The organism is Methylophaga marina (assembly GCF_030296755.1).
In the GTDB taxonomy this organism is placed as follows: domain Bacteria; phylum Pseudomonadota; class Gammaproteobacteria; order Nitrosococcales; family Methylophagaceae; genus Methylophaga; species Methylophaga marina.
The window spans coordinates 712,983-730,029 of record NZ_AP027741.1 but is presented as its reverse complement, the minus strand read 5'-3'; the positions used below and the strand labels follow the sequence as shown (position 1 = coordinate 730,029).

Annotated in this window: 20 protein-coding genes, 1 tRNA gene and 1 other RNA gene; 4 read left to right on the top strand and 18 right to left on the bottom strand. The window is 42.2% G+C overall.

The features are described from left to right. Position 1: 1 nt before the first annotated feature. The 5 genes from QUE24_RS03615 to ffs all read right to left on the bottom strand — a co-directional run bounded on the left by QUE24_RS03615 (position 2) and on the right by ffs (position 4,134). Entirely contained in the window at positions 2-1,189 is a 1,188-nt protein-coding gene (locus QUE24_RS03615) for an EAL and HDOD domain-containing protein (protein WP_286305294.1), read from the bottom strand. A gap of 32 nt (positions 1,190-1,221) precedes the next feature. Continuing rightward, positions 1,222-1,821, bottom strand: a complete 600-nt coding sequence (recR, locus tag QUE24_RS03610) for a recombination mediator RecR (protein WP_286305293.1) — start codon at positions 1,819-1,821, stop codon at positions 1,222-1,224. 9 nt (positions 1,822-1,830) lie between these two features. Further along, a complete protein-coding gene (locus QUE24_RS03605; RefSeq protein ID WP_286305292.1) occupies positions 1,831-2,139 on the bottom strand; it encodes a YbaB/EbfC family nucleoid-associated protein in 309 nt (102 codons plus the stop codon). Between the two features lie 16 nt (positions 2,140-2,155). Beyond that, complete coding sequence (dnaX, locus tag QUE24_RS03600; protein WP_286305291.1) at positions 2,156-3,994, bottom strand: DNA polymerase III subunit gamma/tau; 1,839 nt, start codon at positions 3,992-3,994, stop codon at positions 2,156-2,158. A gap of 43 nt (positions 3,995-4,037) precedes the next feature. Next, positions 4,038-4,134: signal recognition particle sRNA small type (gene ffs / locus QUE24_RS03595), an RNA gene on the bottom strand. Between the two features lie 272 nt (positions 4,135-4,406). Here ffs and QUE24_RS03590 point away from each other — a divergent pair. The 3 genes from QUE24_RS03590 to QUE24_RS03580 are packed head-to-tail and all read left to right on the top strand — an operon-like array spanning position 4,407 to position 7,743. After that, complete coding sequence (locus QUE24_RS03590; RefSeq protein ID WP_286305290.1) at positions 4,407-5,471, top strand: CHASE domain-containing protein; 1,065 nt, start codon at positions 4,407-4,409, stop codon at positions 5,469-5,471. After that, positions 5,468-6,874: a sensor domain-containing diguanylate cyclase gene (locus QUE24_RS03585; RefSeq protein ID WP_286305289.1), complete on the top strand. Its 1,407-nt coding sequence runs from the start codon at positions 5,468-5,470 to the stop codon at positions 6,872-6,874. Before QUE24_RS03590 ends, QUE24_RS03585 begins: the two co-directional genes overlap by 4 nt. After that, positions 6,868-7,743 (top strand): putative bifunctional diguanylate cyclase/phosphodiesterase, encoded by an 876-nt coding sequence (locus QUE24_RS03580; protein WP_286305288.1) that lies wholly within the window; start codon positions 6,868-6,870, stop codon positions 7,741-7,743. Before QUE24_RS03585 ends, QUE24_RS03580 begins: the two co-directional genes overlap by 7 nt. A 17-nt stretch (positions 7,744-7,760) precedes the next feature. Here QUE24_RS03580 and QUE24_RS03575 read toward each other — a convergent pair. The 9 genes from QUE24_RS03575 to QUE24_RS03535 all read right to left on the bottom strand — a co-directional run bounded on the left by QUE24_RS03575 (position 7,761) and on the right by QUE24_RS03535 (position 12,851). Then, positions 7,761-7,851 (bottom strand) — tRNA-Ser (locus tag QUE24_RS03575). Then, positions 7,830-8,900, bottom strand: a complete 1,071-nt coding sequence (locus QUE24_RS03570; protein ID WP_286305287.1) for a type III pantothenate kinase — start codon at positions 8,898-8,900, stop codon at positions 7,830-7,832. The genes QUE24_RS03575 and QUE24_RS03570 overlap by 22 nt, the downstream gene beginning before the upstream one ends. Further along, positions 8,897-9,700 (bottom strand): biotin--[acetyl-CoA-carboxylase] ligase, encoded by an 804-nt coding sequence (locus QUE24_RS03565; protein WP_286305286.1) that lies wholly within the window; start codon positions 9,698-9,700, stop codon positions 8,897-8,899. Before QUE24_RS03565 ends, QUE24_RS03570 begins: the two co-directional genes overlap by 4 nt. Before the next feature lie 91 nt (positions 9,701-9,791). Continuing rightward, the gene (locus QUE24_RS03560) at positions 9,792-10,019 is read right to left on the bottom strand and encodes a hypothetical protein (protein ID WP_286305285.1); all 228 of its coding nucleotides are present in this window, start codon (positions 10,017-10,019) and stop codon (positions 9,792-9,794) included. Between the two features lie 55 nt (positions 10,020-10,074). After that, positions 10,075-10,434 carry a DUF2069 domain-containing protein gene (locus QUE24_RS03555; RefSeq protein WP_286305284.1) on the bottom strand — a complete coding sequence of 120 codons (360 nt, stop codon included), beginning with the start codon at positions 10,432-10,434 and terminating at the stop codon, positions 10,075-10,077. Further along, positions 10,424-11,020, bottom strand: a complete 597-nt coding sequence (gene wrbA, locus QUE24_RS03550) for an NAD(P)H:quinone oxidoreductase (protein WP_286305283.1) — start codon at positions 11,018-11,020, stop codon at positions 10,424-10,426. The genes QUE24_RS03555 and wrbA overlap by 11 nt, the downstream gene beginning before the upstream one ends. Next, entirely contained in the window at positions 11,017-11,376 is a 360-nt protein-coding gene (gene arsC, locus QUE24_RS03545; RefSeq protein ID WP_286305282.1) for an arsenate reductase (glutaredoxin), read from the bottom strand. Before arsC ends, wrbA begins: the two co-directional genes overlap by 4 nt. Then, a complete protein-coding gene (lapB, locus tag QUE24_RS03540; protein ID WP_286305281.1) occupies positions 11,373-12,554 on the bottom strand; it encodes a lipopolysaccharide assembly protein LapB in 1,182 nt (393 codons plus the stop codon). Before lapB ends, arsC begins: the two co-directional genes overlap by 4 nt. Positions 12,555-12,557: 3 nt before the next feature. Continuing rightward, positions 12,558-12,851, bottom strand: coding sequence for a LapA family protein (locus tag QUE24_RS03535; protein WP_286305280.1), 294 nt, complete (start codon positions 12,849-12,851; stop codon positions 12,558-12,560). A gap of 165 nt (positions 12,852-13,016) precedes the next feature. Here QUE24_RS03535 and fdxA point away from each other — a divergent pair, with 165 nt between their 5' ends. Then, entirely contained in the window at positions 13,017-13,340 is a 324-nt protein-coding gene (gene fdxA / locus QUE24_RS03530; protein ID WP_007145800.1) for a ferredoxin FdxA, read from the top strand. A 46-nt stretch (positions 13,341-13,386) separates the two neighbouring features. On the opposite strand, the gene rpoH is transcribed toward fdxA, so the two are convergent. The 4 genes from rpoH to ftsY form a co-directional block, all read right to left on the bottom strand. Next, positions 13,387-14,247, bottom strand: coding sequence for an RNA polymerase sigma factor RpoH (gene rpoH, locus QUE24_RS03525; protein WP_286305279.1), 861 nt, complete (start codon positions 14,245-14,247; stop codon positions 13,387-13,389). Between the two features lie 99 nt (positions 14,248-14,346). Next, entirely contained in the window at positions 14,347-15,273 is a 927-nt protein-coding gene (ftsX, locus tag QUE24_RS03520) for a permease-like cell division protein FtsX (protein WP_286305278.1), read from the bottom strand. A 1-nt stretch (position 15,274) separates the two neighbouring features. Further along, entirely contained in the window at positions 15,275-15,925 is a 651-nt protein-coding gene (gene ftsE, locus QUE24_RS03515) for a cell division ATP-binding protein FtsE (RefSeq protein WP_286305277.1), read from the bottom strand. Continuing rightward, entirely contained in the window at positions 15,922-16,992 is a 1,071-nt protein-coding gene (gene ftsY / locus QUE24_RS03510; protein WP_286305276.1) for a signal recognition particle-docking protein FtsY, read from the bottom strand. The genes ftsE and ftsY overlap by 4 nt, the downstream gene beginning before the upstream one ends. Between the last annotated feature and the right edge of the window lie 55 nt (positions 16,993-17,047).

Here is a 17,047-nt window from a genome sequence, read left to right as displayed (position 1 = left end):
CTTAATCTTGTAATTGAATAGTGAGTTGTTTTGCCCACTGAATAGACTCTAAATAAGTTTTGACTAATATTTCTCTTGGAACAGGTGAAGTGGATATGGTTTCCCAATCCGCTTGTTCATAACTTAATGTATCTGCTAAAGCTCTTCCTGCAGGTCCTTGTTTATCTATCAAGGCTGTTTTAAGTTCAGCGGTCAATGGTAAGGGGTCAACAATATCGACAAGTGGTTTATCCAACATGGCATCCAGAACCGACAGAAGACCGACGGTGAAAAACATATCTGAATGTCCTTTATAGTATTTGGCTAGTAGCTCACACATTCTGCCGCGAAACATGGCGACATGACGTAATTCATTCGGTTTATCATCAATACCTGATAAACATAATAAACTTGCCCATGTTTTAATTTTATTGAGCCCAAGCATGACTATCGCTTGTTTGGTGCTTTCCACTTTTTTAGGCAAACCAAAAAAGGCGGAGTTGATTAAACGCAAAAGTTTATAACTGAGCGTGATGTCTTGGTTAATAATCTCAGTTAAATCTTCGGCTTCTACATCAGCGTCTTGAAGACGCACCAATAATGACATTAATGTTTGCGTTGATGGGGTTAATTCGTGACCTGTACTTTGATCAGGCTTGGTATAAAAATCACCTTCCAGCAAATCTAGGTGATGCGCTTTGCAATAGTGATACTGTTCGATGTTGTTAACATTGATAGCACACAAAACGTCATAGTGAGCACGCCATGCTTGAATTTCTTGATCAGTCAGTTGTTGTAAATTTTCTTGTGCGAGGTCAATCAATAAAGTCTTGTACTGATGCCCATTCATGGAGTTATGCAATCGATTTGCATAATTTATGGCACGATGATATGCCGGTGGTGGCTGTTGGGTATTCATGTCTAGCGTTAGAGAGGCATATATTTTAGGTAGATCCAGAAGAGCATGGTGCCATGACTCTGGAATAGATAACAGCGCACTAGAACTATGATTAATATCTAATACAATGTTGGGCAGTGACTGGACAAAGTCAGGAACGGGACTATCGTCCTTTAACTTTTGTCCTTCAAGATCATAAAAGCTTAAATGATATCCGGCGACATCCAATTCATCATTGATGAATAAGGGGTGACGGTGAATTAAACCCGAAAAAGTTTTTAATTGTTCTAAAGCGACTTCGTCCTGCGCCATAAGTAAATGCTCTCTTTAAGCTAGCCATCACCTCAAAGCGACTCTCTTCCTGAGAATGCGTGAGAAAGGGTGCCACTGTCAACATATTCGAGCTCACCTCCCAGTGGAATACCATGAGCAAGTCGACTGACTTTGATATTGCGGGCTCTGGCCAGTTCACCGATAAAATGAGCCGTTGCTTCACCTTCCACGGTAGGGTTGGTAGCCAAAATAACTTCTTCGATAGTGTTTTGATCTAACCATTCAATCAATTTGGGAATGCCCAATGCGTCAGGACCGATACCATCCAGCGGCGATAAATGGCCTGATAATACAAAATATTGTCCTTGGTATTGGGTTGCTTGTTCAATAGCAAGTACGTCGCTTGGCATTTCTACAATACACAAAATGTCTTGTTGGCGACGCTCATCAGCACAACGTGAACAGAGTTCTGTTTCAGATAGAATTCTGCAACGTTTACAATGTTTTACGTTTTCTAATGCATGAGTAAGCGCCTGAGCAAGGCGTTGACCACCATCTCGATTACGCTCAAGCAAATGGAATGTCATACGTTGTGCTGATTTTGGCCCTACGCCTGGTAAACAGCGAAGCGCACTTATCAACTCATCAATACTGGGACCGAGTTTTGCCATGTTATAAGGCTAAAATGGCATTTTCATGCCAGGAGGTAGCATGCCTGACATACGTTCTTGAGTGGTTTGTTCTACTTGACGGTTTGCATCATTAACAGCAGCAGCGATTAAATCTTCCAACATTTCTTTATCATCTTCAAATAATGCATCTTCAATTTGAACGCGCTTAATGTCATGTTTACCTGTCATGGTAATTTTGACCATTCCACCACCAGCTTGTCCGGTGACTTCGACAGAAGCCAATTCTTTTTGTGCTTTTTCCATATTGGCCTGCATTTGCTGGGCCTGTTTCATCAGATTGCCTAAACCACCTTTCATGGAATGTCCTCTTTACTTAATCTAAGGGTTTTATTGTACTTTCAATTACACGAGCATTAAATGTGTTCTTTATCACTTCGATAGTGGGGTCAGTCTGGATAGATTCAATAGCCTGTTGCTGTTTTTGTGCGAGTTGTTCAGCTCTTTCAACCGCTACTGTCGGCCCTGAATGCAAACTATCGGAATCATGATTAAATATGACACTGACATTCTGATCGAGTTTCTGCTGTAATGCTTGTTCGAGGCGTTCTTTTGATTTTGAGGTCGCTAAATGAGCAAGTTCAGGCGATAAAGATAGTTGAAGCGTGCGTTCTTCACATCGAATAAAGGCGCTATTTTCGGCTAATTGTCGCGTTAATGCAGACAGTTTGAGTTCTGAAATGATTTGCGTCCAGTTTGCAGGGGACAAATCAACACTGATTAAAGTCTCTTCATCGACGCTGGGAAGCGAGTCAGCTAAAGCTTCTTTTGTATGTTTTTCGTTTACCTGGGTATCAGTGATCTTTTGAATATTCTGGTCATGGTTTAACTCAGGTTTGTGCTGCGGCTTTTCTGGTGGCGCTTTCGGCTTTTGTGAAGAAAAGGCTGAATGGGTTGTTGAGTCACTCGGCTCTGAATGATGTTCATGTCGACTCAATACCGGGGCAGATGCGTTTAGTTCTTTGCTGTCTGAGCTGTTGGCATTGCTGACTGTTACCGGCGGTTCAGTGACGGCCGGTTTACTAAGTGTGTCAGACTTTTTTGCTGGGGGATTCCCATTGTTGGGTTCGCCAGTCCGAGGCTGAAAACTTAGCATCCGTAATAACGTCATATCAAAACCGCTTTTCGGGTCAGCGGCCCATGGTAGATCTCGCTTACCATGCAGAGCAATTTGATAGAGTAATTGCACGGTTTCAGCATCAAAAGTGTTCGCCAAGTTTTTTAGACTGGAGCTATCATTTTCTTCCGACGCTAAATCTTGAATATGTTGATAGCTTGCTATCTTTTGTAAACCATCCAAAATCGCATTAAGAATAACTTCAAAGTCACGGCCAAGTGCTGCTAAATCACCAGACAGTTGCAGTAATGCTTTTGCATCTCCTTGTTGAAGTGCGCTCAGTAATTGATAGACCTGATCTTGGTCGATGCTGCCAAGCATTTGGAAAACCACGTCAGTCGTGACATTTCCGTTCCCAAAAGCAATCGCTTGATCTAATAAACTCAGCGCATCACGCATGCTGCCATCAGCTGCACGAGCGAGTTCTATTAAAGCGGGATGTTCAAATGAGAGATTTTCTTGGCCTAAAATGTACGACAGATGTTCACTAATCTGAGTGATATCCAAACGTCTTAAGTTAAATTGTAGGCAACGCGACAAGATGGTGACAGGTAATTTCTGAGGATCTGTTGTGGCGAACAAGAATTTAACGTGAGGAGGAGGTTCTTCCAGTGTTTTTAATAGCGCATTAAAACTACTGGTCGATAACATGTGCACTTCGTCAATTAAGTAAACTTTATAACGACCACGACTTGGCGCATATTGCACGTTGTCGAGGAGTTCACGCGTGTCATCTACTTTTGTCCTGGACGCGGCATCGACCTCAATTAAATCGACAAAGCGACCACTATCTACTTCGACACAGCTCTGGCATTCACCACATGGGGTAGAGCTGACGCCTTGTTCACAGTTGAGGGATTTGGCGAAGATTCTCGCCAGTGTTGTTTTACCTACACCACGTGTACCAGAAAACAGAAAGGCGTGATGCAGTCGATTTTGATCCAGACCGTTGATTAAAGCACGTAAGACATGTTGTTGCCCAACGACTTGTTCAAATGTTTTAGGTCGCCACTTACGGGCTAAAACCAGATAACTCATCGGTTATTAGACACCCGGTTAACTTAATGTTTAGGGTGGCGACCCACACCAGCCGAATCTCGGCGCCCGAGTCCGAAGGCTCCGCTGCTCCCTTCCGGGCCTGACGGGGTCACCAACATATCGTCGCGAGGAGACCAATGCAGGCCACCATAGAGCGACACATTCTATGTCTTTATTGTAGTTTTTTCCATCCTATTTTGCTTTTAATCATGACATCGTCACATCAAACAAGCAGTTAGGGTCTTTATCATGGTAGAAGGGAGAACGCTAATATTCATGATATGCGCTGATGTGTTATTTCCTCCTCTTGAATTAAGTTTATGAAACGATTGTGATGGCCGATAGAAGTAGTATTAAGGATAGTGTTGACGCACTGTTGGCCTTTCTCGCTATAGCTGATCATGATGGATAAATGAAAAATAAATTTCTCACTCCTATCTTTGTTAACTTATTCGTTGCCCTGGTTTACCTGATAGCTGGTTGGCTGAGCATTCAATTCGCTGTATTTGAACATTTTTCAGCATTGGTATTTTTCCCTGCGGGTATTGCATTGGCCTTTTTTCTGACATATCCCGCCATGTACGTCTTGCCAGGGATCTTTGTCGGGGCATTGATAATCAGCTTAATCGTATTGACCAGAATCGAACTTATCGCGCACAACGTTATTTTTTCTGCTGTTATTGCCTTAGTCAGCTGTTTACAAGTGATTGTTGGAAAATACCTTTTCAGAAAAATGATTGGATTTCCACTTACACTAAGTCGTGATCGGGATATTTTTCTCTTTCTGCTAGTGGTACCAATTATATGTCTAGTTAGCACCACACTTGGTCTTGGCGTGATACATGTTTTTAACCCATCAGCATTAAATTTTATGCCGGTCTGGCTCATGTGGTGGATCGGAAACATTATGGGTACTTATGTCATGTTGTCTCTGGTTTTGAGCTTTATTGGGCGACCACGGGCAGTATGGAAAACAAGACGGTGGTTTATCGGTATTCTTGTTTTACTCTCATTGATCATCATCAGTGCTATAGTCTGGAATATCCGACAGTTTGAAGATAAACGTCTTGCTGATCAGTTCAAAATCAGAACGCAGGAAGCCGCCGAGGTATTTAAAATTGCTCTCAAAACAGAAGAGTTGATTCAAGATGGCGTCTCACGCTTGTTTGCCTCCTCGGACAAAGTGACGCGAGATGAGTTTAAGAGTTTTGTTAATTGGACCACCTATAATGAACAGCATATTCAGGTCATTGAGTGGTTGCCTCGAATACTGCATTCAGAACGACAGGCGTACGAAGAAGAGCAGAAGAAACATTTTGGCGAAGATTTTTTTATCAAAGAAATCGTGTCGCACAAGACGCTAGGTCCGTCAAAAGCATATCCTGTTTATTTCCCCATCACCTACTTAGAGCCTGAAGCAGATAACCTGATAGCGCGTGGATTTAATCCTTACTCATCCGTTGTTTCAAAAAAGTGATTGATAAGGCTATAGAAAGTGGTCAGGCCGTTGCCAGAAGTCCACTGAAAATGATTCGTGATAAGGAGCTTATCGATGCATTAGTGATATATCGCCCCATATATCAAACTCAAACGGGTAAATTCAGCATTAATAAAGAGAATAACGAGGTGATTGGCTTGGTTAATGTCGTGATTCGTGTAAAGGAGTTTGTGGATGATATTTTGAAACAGTCATCACAACCGGAGTTCTTGATAAATTGGCTTGATATACAGAGTGGTGACTTTTTTTATCAGCAAAGTGAGGAGAGAACGTCCCGGATCAAACATTATGTTGATTTTGAATTAGCTGGCCGACACATGCAGTTGCAGTTTTACCCGACCACTTATTTTATGAATACTTACTCAACTAGCCTGGCGTCACTAGCACTGGTTTGTGGGTTTTTAATAACGACATTATTTACCTTGTTATTCTTGAGTATAACTGGGAGAACTCATCGCATCTCAAAAGAAGTCACCATTCGAACACAAGAGTTAACACAAGCAACAAAAAGGGCTCAGTCTTCAGAACAACGCATTCGCGATGTACTCAAACAGATGAAAGTGACGGAACAAAAGCTTCGACTATCAGACGTCGCTTTTAACTCGACTAGTGAAGCTATGATGATCACTGATGCTAATAAATACATCATTGCTGTCAACCAAGCCTTTACAGATATGACCGGCTATTCATATGAAGAAGTCATCGATCAGTATCCCGATTTTTTAATAAGCGAGTTCGCTTCACATCAATCAATACGATTGACGCAAGAATTATGGGATGTCATGCGAGATAAAGGGATGTGGCGAGGGGAGGTCATTATCAGTACAAAAAGTGCTGAATCATTGCCAACATATTTATCTGTATCTGCTATTTATGATTCGGCCCAGAGCGTGACGAATATGGTAGCAGTGTTTACTGATATGACAGAAGTGAAAGAAGCACATGCCATCATTGAACAACATGCCAACTTCGATGCCCTGACCAATTTACCGAATCGGCGTCTGTTTACGGATCGCCTACAACAAGCGATTAAACGAGCGGAGAGATTGGGTGAGAAAATTTGTCTGATGTTTCTCGATTTAGATCGTTTCAAAGATGTGAATGATACCTTAGGGCACGAATTCGGGGATGAGTTACTTCGGCAAATGGCGTTTAGAATTTCGAGTTGTATTCGAGATATGGATACCGTAGCGCGGTTAGGTGGCGATGAATTTACTATCATCCTATCTGAGTTTAAAAATAAAGCACATGCAATTAATGTTGTAAAAAGTCTGATCAGTGAAATAGAAAAACCAGTTGAAATTCAGGGACAAACGCTACGGCTCTCAACTAGTATTGGAGTAACCTTTTTCCTGATGATGCTGCGGAACCGGGTATGTTAATTCAAAATGCTGACAGAGCGATGTATGCAGCAAAAGATATGGGTGGCAGTGCTTTCAAGTTTTATAACGCTGAATTAGCGGCAAGTTGGCAAGCAAGAACGTTTATTATTAACGAGTTAGAGTCTGCCTTGAGCAGACAAGAATTAATCGTTTATTACCAGCCAATTATTTCTTTAAGTCTGAATCATGCTTTATACGCAGAAGCATTAGTTAGATGGAATCATCCTGTTCGTGGAATGATTCCACCCTCAGATTTTCTTCCTCAGGCAGAACGTATGGGCCTCATCGATAAAATCGATGATTATGTGTTTAAACGTGTTTGTGATGATTTGAAACAGTGGACGAATAGTGGTCGTGCCGTTCCGCATATTTCTATTAATCGGTCAGCACACAATTTTGGTGGGCAGCGTGCTCGTTTAGATTGGTTGGCTTATTTACGTGAGGTTTCAATACCCAGCGAGTTAATCACGTTAGAGATAACGGAAAGTACGTTAATGCAGAAACAATCCGAAAGCCGGATGTTACTGTATCGTTTACGAGATGCTGATATAAAAATTGCGGTGGATGATTTTGGCACCGGTTATTCTTCTTTATCTTACTTGAAAGAAATGGATGTCGATTATTTGAAAATAGATCGCTCTTTTATTCATGACATTGATCAAAGTGAGGATGACAGGGCGATTGTCGAAGCGATTACCGAAATGGCAAAACGTTTAGACATTATGGTGATAGCAGAAGGGGTGGAAACAGCGATTCAGGCAGAAATTTTAAAAAATATTGGTTGCCATGCTCTTCAAGGCTTTTTCTATTCTAAACCGTTGTCAAAGTCTGAGTTTGAAGTCTACCTTCGGAGTTTTGAAAACGGTTGATAAACAACTCGGAGTGATGGCGGAGAACGAGGGATTCGAACCCTCGATAGGCTATTAACCTATACACACTTTCCAGGCGTGCGCCTTCAACCACTCGGCCAGTTCTCCTTAAGGGAGCGAAAGATTACCTCAGATTGCCTCTTCTGGCAATGATGGGTCTGACGCTTGTTTTTTTGTTTTTGCTGGTGACTTGGGTTTGGTGGCACGTGTTTTACGTGGTTTACGTGCAGGTTTCTTTTTTCTTCTGTTATGGTTTCTGGTGACGGATTATCATTTTCCGTTGATGTTTCAACAGTATTTGGCGCAGTCTTATCTGTTACATCTGCTGCTGTTTCTGTTTTTTCCTGACCATCTACATCCGATGATATTTGAGATTTCTGTGCTTTAGATTTGTTTTTTTCTGCTGGTTTTGCTTTGTCTTGTCGCGCATAAAACGCAAGACCTTTAAGCACAATATCTGGATAGTAATGAACGTCATCAGACAGAAGTGGAAGTAAAGCTTGGGCATCACCACCGGTGATAATGAATCGAATTCGGTTATTGAAGCTTTCTTTTAGATCACTAATGATACGCTCAATAGTGGCGGTGACGGCATATAGCGTACCGGTTTGTATTGCACTGTAGGTGTTCGTTGCGAGAGTTTTGAATTCTTGATCATCTGTATCGGTAGTTAATGCATCAGTATTGTTGACCAGACTACTTTTCATAATACTGATACCGGGGATAATCATTCCCCCTTGATGTTGACCTGCCTTTGTGACGATATCAACGGTGATTGCCGTACCACAATCAATAATGCACTGTGCAAGCCTAGCATGTTGCCGTGCTGAAATCAGAGATAACCAACGGTCAATACCAAGTTTGGCTGGTTCATCATAAGCATTGGTGACACCGAAATGTTTTTTCTCAGCTTGAATGAATTTGGGGGTCAGGTTCCACTGTTTTTCTGTCCACTCAGTAAGTTGAGCGGCTATTTTTTCTCCGGCTACGTTGGCAACATATACTGATTCGATTTCAGATAATGTTTTCCACACTTTGTTTAATGAAGCTTTGATTCCTGATTTGTTTCGATCAAAACTTTGACTTTCATTAAGACCATTATTGTCCATAGTGGTCCATTTAACTCGGCTGTTACCAATATCTACCAGTAATTTCATGAAGCAAACCTAATGCTGATATGACTATTAGACAGCAGTTTTATTTCATTGTTTTGTAAATACCGTAATTCACCATGTTCGTTAATACCACAAGCAAGTGCCGATGATTTTTGATCGCCTTCAATCAATGTGATGGCTTGCTCATGCAGAGCATCATATTGAGGCCAGAGTGGAAGGAAGTCAGTAAGACCTCGATGTTCAAACAGTTCTATTGTTTCTATCATGTTCTGCAGTATTTTTCCTGCCAGCCAACTACGACAGGGGACGGGGTCACAAAGCTGTTCGAGGCTGGTAGATGGTTGTTGAATTAATGTTTGTGTAGATTCTGGAAGCTTAAAATTAAGGCCAATTCCTACAACGGTGTATTGTCTGGTATTAAATCTCGATTCTACAAGAATTCCGGCCAGCTTTTGTCTTTTATATAAGACGTCATTAGGCCATTTCAATGCTAACTGATTGATTCCAGACTGCTTGAGTGTATTAATTAAACTAATGCCAATAGCAATACTCAGTCCATGTCTGGCTTCTTCTGCGCAGTGTGGCCAGAATAAAGAAAGGTAGAGGTTACCCACAGGAGGAGATTGCCATACGTCTCCTCGGCGACCTCTGCCAGCGGTTTGCGTTTCAGCAATACATGCCGCAGGCTCTAGATGATGTTGGCTGAATCTTTGCCAGAGAATGTCATTTGTGGACGTGACTTCTGGCAAGATCAACATCTCGCTGAGCTTGTTGCTTGTCTGTGGTTCCATGGCGCTGAGAATAGCGGCCTGCGATAACGGTGAGTAGGATGGATTATTCAAAGGTGTGTCGGAGTTGTAAAACGAGCGGACAGTTTAGCAGGATGAGAGAAGTTGGGGGAGTCTCCTCTCAATATATACAGCAGATGGTATTTTAGACTTTTATATCAAGAATACTTCCAACCATCTCATTACTGGCTTTGACGACTTTTGCAGATGCTTCAACTTGTCTTGCGTTTGCATCTAGCTCGACAAGCGCTTTGGTTAATTGTTCGTTTGAACCTGGATCGGCAGACGCAATTTTGGCGCTACTTTGTGCTGCACCATACATACCGCTTTGAATGCCTGCTATGCCTGATTGAAAAGCAGAAATGCTACTCATAAATGTCTCCTATATGGATGACTTTATATCATTTTAATGGTCACAAGTTTGTGACTTATATCGCTTTTTTATTCTTAGCGTTGAATTTAACATAAAGAATCGTTGAGCAAAAGCACACACTACTGCAAATGAGTGCCAGCACAGGATAGAGTGTTAGCGAAGAGGCGCTATATACCTCACCTACAGCATGACTGAAATAAAATAGCATTAAAAAGCTTGTCCATGCGTGAGTGTAAGGACGTCCGTACAATAATCCGCGCATTGGAAATAATAGTGGCACTAAACCAAGAATAAGCATGGCTGCGACAGGATAATTCTCTGCATGTGGTGCGATGAGTATCCAGGCCAAAAGCGTGATCATCAGACCAAAAAAACTGACTAAAGTCAGTGCTCGGAAAAGTTTTTCAGGATTCATGTAATTTCTTTGCTGTAGTGGCAATGCGATGTCCCATGGCTTTACACAGTTTCGCCTCGTTATCATCAAGCGTACGTTTATTGTCCGCACCGGCTAAGTGACTGGCACCATATGGTGTTCCGCCCGTTTCTGTCGTCATTAATTCAGGCTCACTATATGGGAGCCCCATCAGTAACATGCCATGATGAAACAGTGGCAACATCATCGATAAAAGAGTGGATTCTTGCCCGCCATGTAGGCTGCCGGTTGATGTGAAAACAGCCGCCGGTTTTCCTGCTAAAACACCTGACAGCCAGGAATCGCTCGTTGAATCAATAAAATATTTAAGCGGTGCCGCCATATTACCAAATCGTGTTGGGCTTCCCATTATCAGTCCTGCACAATTCTTCAGATCAGCATGGCTAACATATAGATGGCCTTCTGATGGAATAGTATCTTCTGTGGCTTCACAGACTGTAGATACAGGAGGGACAGTCCTGATGAGCGCTTCGCAACCCGAAACGGATTCAACGCCTCGTGAAATTTGTTCAGCCATCGCTTTAACATGGCCACTACGACTGTAGTAAAGAATCAGTATTTTGATCATTGTGATGAGATTATTTCTAAGACAGATTCTGGTGGTCGACCTATTCGTGCTTGGCTACCCTGTATAACAATTGGTCTTTCAATCAGTTTAGGGTGAGTGACCATGGCTTGTATAATGTCTTCATCTGTCAGAGATGGATTTTTCAAATCAAGCACCTTGTATTCCTCTTCACCCTTGCGAAGTAAATCTCTGGGACTAATGCCCAGTTTTTCAATGATAACTTTTAATTCTTCAAAGCTGGGTGGTGTGTCCAGATATTTTATGACATATGGATGAATTCCTTTTTCTTCTAGTAAGTTCAGTGTTTGTCTGGATTTACTGCAACGTGGGTTATGCAGAATAGTAATCGCTGTCATCGTGATGGTTCCAATAATTTTTCCAATGAAGATAAATGAATTTCAATAGGGCGCATCGTTGACCAACTGGAACAGCCTGGACATAACCAGTGCATCGTTCGACCAGAAAAGCCACAGTTCTTGCATGTATAACGATCGCCTTTATGGATCAACGTGGTTGTGACTTCTTTAATAAGTGGTATTAGCGCTTGATGGTTCTCTTCACCCAGCGTAATGAGCTGATGTAAACCTTCCACAGAAGGGTGTTGATGCAGTTGGGCATGTAAGAACGCCTGGGCGGCTTCCGTGCTCTGTGTTTGTTCAATAAGTCTCGTCAACATTAAGCGTGCAGAAGTGAGGTGAGGATATCTATTGAGTAATGACTCTAACCAGTCTTTGAAGTCATCCAGATTATTCGTGTTCTCAAAACAGTCATAAAGCAAAGGCAGCGCTTCTGGTAAAAAATAGTGATTTTGTTTTTCAACATGTTGAAGTGCACGAATCGCTTTACGGTATTGCCCGTTTTTGATGTATATCCGACCTTCTAGCAGGCTCGCTCTGACACAGTTTGCATCGTAATGGTGAGCACTTCGTAATAAATTCAGTGTTTGATGCTGATCTTTATTGATGACAGATTCGGCAAGTTCACAATAAAACTGTGCAATCAGCGCCCGGGTATTGGTCTTATCATTACCTTCGATATGTTTTGCCATATCAATGGCTTGCTGCCATTTCTTTTCTTGCTGATAGATCCGTAGCAATTGTTTGGGCGCTTCAGGTGGTGTCCCTGGTTGTTGTAATAATTCTAAAAATAGCAGTTCAGCGCGGTCTAAAACGCCTGCACTCATATAATCCAGACCTAATTCGACAAGAGCTTGGCGCCGTTGTTGGGCACTGAGTGAAGGCCTGGCAATTAAATTCTGATGGATTCTGATGGCACGATCACTTTCACCACGTCTACGGAATAAGTTAGCCAGAGCCAAGTGGGTTTCGACTGTTTCACTGTTAACTTCTAGCAAACCAATAAAGACATCAATGGCTTTATCAGGCTGTTCATTCAGTAAATAATTAAGGCCTTTAAAATAATCAGGGCTAAAAGAAGAGTCTTGCTGGCGGTAGCGACGTTTGTAGTGACGTCTGGCCATCATCCATCCGGAGAGAGCTGCTACGGGTAATAAAAAAAATAACCAGCCAAACATGAATTAATGGGCGTCTTTAATCGGCAGTATTCTTAAGCTGTTAATTTCTTGCTCAGAAACTGACAACTTTGATTGTAAGCGATGATTTTCATAGCGCAATTTCATCGTGCTGAACAATAAAATCACTGCACCGATGGCTACCCCCAACAACATAGATAGCGCAACTAACACAGATAGGGGCATGGTTAACTCACCAAAGTAATAATTTACTGTCACATCGTTCATATTAAATGCGGCAAAAGCGGCGCTTGCTAAGAAAATCAGCCCAAAAATCAGAAGTAATATTATTTTTCGCATTCTGCGGTGTTCCTTCAAATTACTGATGTTTTTTCATGAATTTTATTCAATCGGGATCATACCCTAAAATTGAACCTTGCCCAGAATTAGGCGAAATCATGTAGAATTACATTTTATTTTTGACAGGTCGGTCCTGTATCAACTCGTGATTTTGGAGAATTCACCATGACCTTTGTTGTCACAGAAAACTGTATTAAATGTAAATATACTGATTGTGTTGATGTCTGCCCAGTAGATTGTTTTCACGAAGGTCCTAACTTTTTAGTCATTGATCCTGATGAGTGTATTGATTGCACGCTGTGTGAACCAGAGTGTCCAGCAGAAGCTATTTTTTCAGAGGATGATTTGCCAGATGAGCAAATGGAATTTTTGCAAATCAACGAGGAGCTCTCTCGTGTATGGCCTGTAATTTCTGAAAAGAAAGATGCACTTCCAGATGCAGAAGAGTGGGATGGTAAGTCTAACAAAACGCCTTTACTGGAAAGATAAGTACATTCAATCCAAGATAAAAAAAGCCCGCTTTTGCGGGCTTTTTTTACACCATTAAGTGTTTGAGTTTCTTCATAGCGTTGTTTTCAATCTGTCTTATACGTTCTGCAGACACCTGATATTGATCAGCTAATGTATGAAGCGTTGCTTTGTTATCTTCGCTTAACCAGCGCTGCATAATGATATCTCTGCTACGATCATCTAAGGTCGCTAATGCATTGGATAATTTTTGTTGTTGATAATCAGCATAATTATCATCTTCCAACTGATTAGAAGGATCCGAGTCATCGTTAGCAGCTAAATAAGCAATCGGCGAATAATGGTTTTCTTCGTCATCCGTATCATTTGGTAAGTCAAAAGAGGTATCAGGCTGTGCCAGTCTACGCTCCATTTCCATCACATTATCGGCTGTGACACCTAAATCTTCGGCAACAGCTTCAACTTCTTCTTTGTTTAACCAACCAAGACGTTGCTTTGCACTGCGAAGATTGAAAAACAACTTACGTTGTGCTTTTGTCGTAGCAATTTTCACAATGCGCCAGTTACGAATCACGTATTCATGAATTTCGGCACGAATCCAATGAACAGCAAAAGAAACTAAACGCACACCTTTTTCAGGGTTGAACCGTTTTACTGCCTTCATCAAACCAATGTTACCTTCTTGAATCAGGTCAGCAACGGGCAGTCCATAACCGCTATATCCTTTGGCAATACGAACAACAAAACGTAGATGCGATAAAACAAGTCTTTGCGCTGCTTTGAGATCACCTTCGTTTTGCAGGCGATAGGCGAGGTCGTATTCTTCTTCCTCAGTTAATACAGGAATGGTGTGCACAAGACTGGTGTAAGCATCCAAGTTACCAATAGGAGCTAAAGCCATGTCATATTGAGCTACATTCGTTGTCATTTATTACAGTCTCCTGAGAGTCATTCCTTTAATCATATCACTAAAGGATTAGTGTCAACTATAAGAAGCGTATTTTTGGAAAAAGTTCCTGTTTCGATACTAAGTTGGTTCAATGTCATTAAGGTGTCTACCTACAGCTAACCATGCCCCTAAAACACCCAAAAACAGACCAAAAAGTGGCAGGGAGAGAAACATCTGTCCTAGCATCCATTGTAGCGAAAACTGACTGTCATAGAGTGCCGTCAGTCTGGAAATGGGGCCATTGATGGCAATTAGAGCTATGAGTAATGTTAACCAGGCAATCGCACCCCCAAAAAAACCGTACCAAAACCCTGTATAGAGGAAAGGGCGTCTGACAAACGCGTTAGTACCACCTACAAGTTTTATGACGCGTATTTCGGTTTGTCGATTTAATATTGCCAAGCGGATAGTGTTACCAATGACAAGTAATACGCTTAGTGACAAGAGGACGGCAAGAATGGTGATCCCTCTCTGACCAGTTTGATTGATAGATTTAAGTCGTTTTAACCAGGCCATATCAAGTTGTGCCAGATCCACTTCTTGCATATTTTGCAAGCGCTCAAGTAAGCCCTGAATAGCCTCTTCATGCTCGGTTTCTTTGGGTTTGATGATGATAACCGGTGGCAAAGGATTGGTTGGCAAGCTATCAAGAATGTCATCTAAGCCAGATAAATGTCTAAACTCTTCCAATGACTGCTTGGCAGAATGATAATCGACGGCGGTGACATCCGGCCAGGCGAGTAATTGTTCAGCGAGTTGTTTGCCTCGTGCATCATTAGTACCAGGTTTTAAAAACAAAGAGATCTGACTGGCATCATCCCACTGTCCTGCCACTTGTTCTACATTCTTCAGTAATACATAAAGACCAGCGGGTAACGCTAAAGCAATACCGATGACCAGAACCGTCATAACACTGGCAACAGGTGTTCTGGACAACTGTCCCAGACTGTACAGCATCACCTGTAGGTGTCTTAAAAGATAATTGGGTAGGTTGAATGACAACATATCAGGCAAGACGTCCTTGATGTAGAGTAAGCTGACGATAGGGCATAGTGCTGATTAATTCATGATCATGACTGGCGATAAATACGGTGACGCCGACCTGATTAAACTGTTCAAAAAGATGCATGATTTCTCTAGAAAGTTCAGGATCCAGATTACCCGTCGGTTCATCGGCCAGTAGTACTGGAGGTCTGTTGACAACGGCTCTGGCAATACCGACGCGTTGTTGTTCACCTCCGGACAAGGCAATAGGCAGATTACGTTCTTTGCCCAGCAGGTTCACTTTATCCAAAGCCGCCCTGACGCGTCGTCCGATCTCACGATGATTTTCACCGGCTATGATTAAAGGCAAAGCAACATTGTCGAAAACAGTTCGATCATGTAGCAGATTATGGTCCTGAAATACTAAGCCGATCTTACGACGGTAGTACGGCACTTTCCACTTAGGCAGTCGTGTCAGGTTTTGATTGTTTACCCATACTTGCCCATGTGTGCTTCGCTCGATCAGGGCAATCAGTTTTAGTAGCGTACTTTTGCCTGCACCTGAGTGACCGGTAAGGAAAGCCATTTCGCCCTTGTCTAGCTCAAAACTGAGTCCGGATAGTGCTTCATGCTGATTGGTATAGCGTTTGTAAACGTCAGTAAAACGAATCATTTAATCTCTTCTTTTCCCAGCAAAGCATCGACAAAATCAGTGGCATTAAATGGACGTAAATCATCTATTTTTTCACCCACACCAATGTAACGGATAGGTAGTTTGGTTTTGTTAGCGATGGCAAAAATGATGCCGCCTTTTGCTGTACCATCGAGTTTAGTTAGTGTGATACCACTGACACCAACAGATTGTTGAAACTGTTGGGCCTGTTGAAGTGCGTTCTGTCCTGTACCGGCATCAAGCACTAACATGACTTCATGGGGCGCACTTTCATCGACTTTACCCATCACGCGTTTCACTTTTTTTAACTCTTCCATAAGATTTGACTGGGTGTGAAGTCGACCTGCTGTATCGGCGATAAGAATATCCATATTTCGTGCTTTAGCAGCCTGCAGTCCATCGAAAATAACAGAAGCCGAGTCTGCTCCGGTCTTTTGTGCAATGACCGGGATATTATTGCGTTCCCCCCAGACTTGTAATTGCTCTACAGCCGCCGCACGGAACGTGTCGCCAGCAGCCAACATGACTTTTTTACCTTGCTGTTGAAATTGCTTAGCGAGTTTACCTATCGTAGTGGTTTTGCCTACGCCGTTTATTCCTACCATTAGTATGACGTATGGACCGTCGGAGTTTTCCGGTAATTCAAGTGGCTGGCTACTGGGCTCAAGAATACTGATCATATCCTCACGCATGGCGGTAAAGAGTGCTTCCACATCGTTAAGTTGTTTGCGTGCTACACGTTGGGTGAGATCATTGATGATGCGACTGGTTGCCTCAACACCAAGGTCTGCTGTTAACAGCTGTGTTTCGAGCTCTTCAAGTAGATCATCATCAATAGTTTTACGGCCAAGGATTAAATTGGCAAAGCCATCAGTCAGCTTGCTGCTGGTTCGGCTCAGACCTTGCTTAAGACGGCTGAAAAAACCAGGTTGAGACTTTGTCTCACTTGTATCTTTTGTCTGCTCTTCTGAAGCAGATAATTCTGGTGATTTTTCAACAACATTATCTTCAGCGATAGGCGCGTCTGATTCGGGTGTTTTGGACTTTCTTTTAAGGAAACTAAACATATTCTCTGCTTGTCGTTAAACTTCGACGGTAAATCTTATCACGCGTTACAAAAAA

What these genes read in the sequence shown, in the direction of transcription:
- QUE24_RS03605 (WP_286305292.1), bottom strand. Translation starts at nt 2,139, where the DNA reads ATGAAAGGTGGTTTAGGCAATCTGATGAAACAGGCCCAGCAAATGCAG.
- QUE24_RS03580 (WP_286305288.1), top strand. Translation starts at nt 6,868, where the DNA reads ATGTTAATTCAAAATGCTGACAGAGCGATGTATGCAGCAAAAGATATG.
- ftsE (WP_286305277.1), bottom strand. Translation starts at nt 15,925, where the DNA reads ATGATTCGTTTTACTGACGTTTACAAACGCTATACCAATCAGCATGAA.
- arsC (WP_286305282.1), bottom strand. Translation starts at nt 11,376, where the DNA reads ATGACAGCGATTACTATTCTGCATAACCCACGTTGCAGTAAATCCAGA.
- QUE24_RS03535 (WP_286305280.1), bottom strand. Translation starts at nt 12,851, where the DNA reads ATGCGAAAAATAATATTACTTCTGATTTTTGGGCTGATTTTCTTAGCA.
- rpoH (WP_286305279.1), bottom strand. Translation starts at nt 14,247, where the DNA reads ATGACAACGAATGTAGCTCAATATGACATGGCTTTAGCTCCTATTGGT.
- ftsY (WP_286305276.1), bottom strand. Translation starts at nt 16,992, where the DNA reads ATGTTTAGTTTCCTTAAAAGAAAGTCCAAAACACCCGAATCAGACGCG.
- fdxA (WP_007145800.1), top strand. Translation starts at nt 13,017, where the DNA reads ATGACCTTTGTTGTCACAGAAAACTGTATTAAATGTAAATATACTGAT.
- recR (WP_286305293.1), bottom strand. Translation starts at nt 1,821, where the DNA reads ATGGCAAAACTCGGTCCCAGTATTGATGAGTTGATAAGTGCGCTTCGC.
- wrbA (WP_286305283.1), bottom strand. Translation starts at nt 11,020, where the DNA reads ATGATCAAAATACTGATTCTTTACTACAGTCGTAGTGGCCATGTTAAA.
- lapB (WP_286305281.1), bottom strand. Translation starts at nt 12,554, where the DNA reads ATGTTTGGCTGGTTATTTTTTTTATTACCCGTAGCAGCTCTCTCCGGA.
- QUE24_RS03555 (WP_286305284.1), bottom strand. Translation starts at nt 10,434, where the DNA reads ATGAATCCTGAAAAACTTTTCCGAGCACTGACTTTAGTCAGTTTTTTT.
- QUE24_RS03590 (WP_286305290.1), top strand. Translation starts at nt 4,407, where the DNA reads ATGAAAAATAAATTTCTCACTCCTATCTTTGTTAACTTATTCGTTGCC.
- QUE24_RS03615 (WP_286305294.1), bottom strand. Translation starts at nt 1,189, where the DNA reads ATGGCGCAGGACGAAGTCGCTTTAGAACAATTAAAAACTTTTTCGGGT.
- ftsX (WP_286305278.1), bottom strand. Translation starts at nt 15,273, where the DNA reads ATGTTGTCATTCAACCTACCCAATTATCTTTTAAGACACCTACAGGTG.
- QUE24_RS03570 (WP_286305287.1), bottom strand. Translation starts at nt 8,900, where the DNA reads ATGAAATTACTGGTAGATATTGGTAACAGCCGAGTTAAATGGACCACT.
- QUE24_RS03560 (WP_286305285.1), bottom strand. Translation starts at nt 10,019, where the DNA reads ATGAGTAGCATTTCTGCTTTTCAATCAGGCATAGCAGGCATTCAAAGC.
- dnaX (WP_286305291.1), bottom strand. Translation starts at nt 3,994, where the DNA reads ATGAGTTATCTGGTTTTAGCCCGTAAGTGGCGACCTAAAACATTTGAA.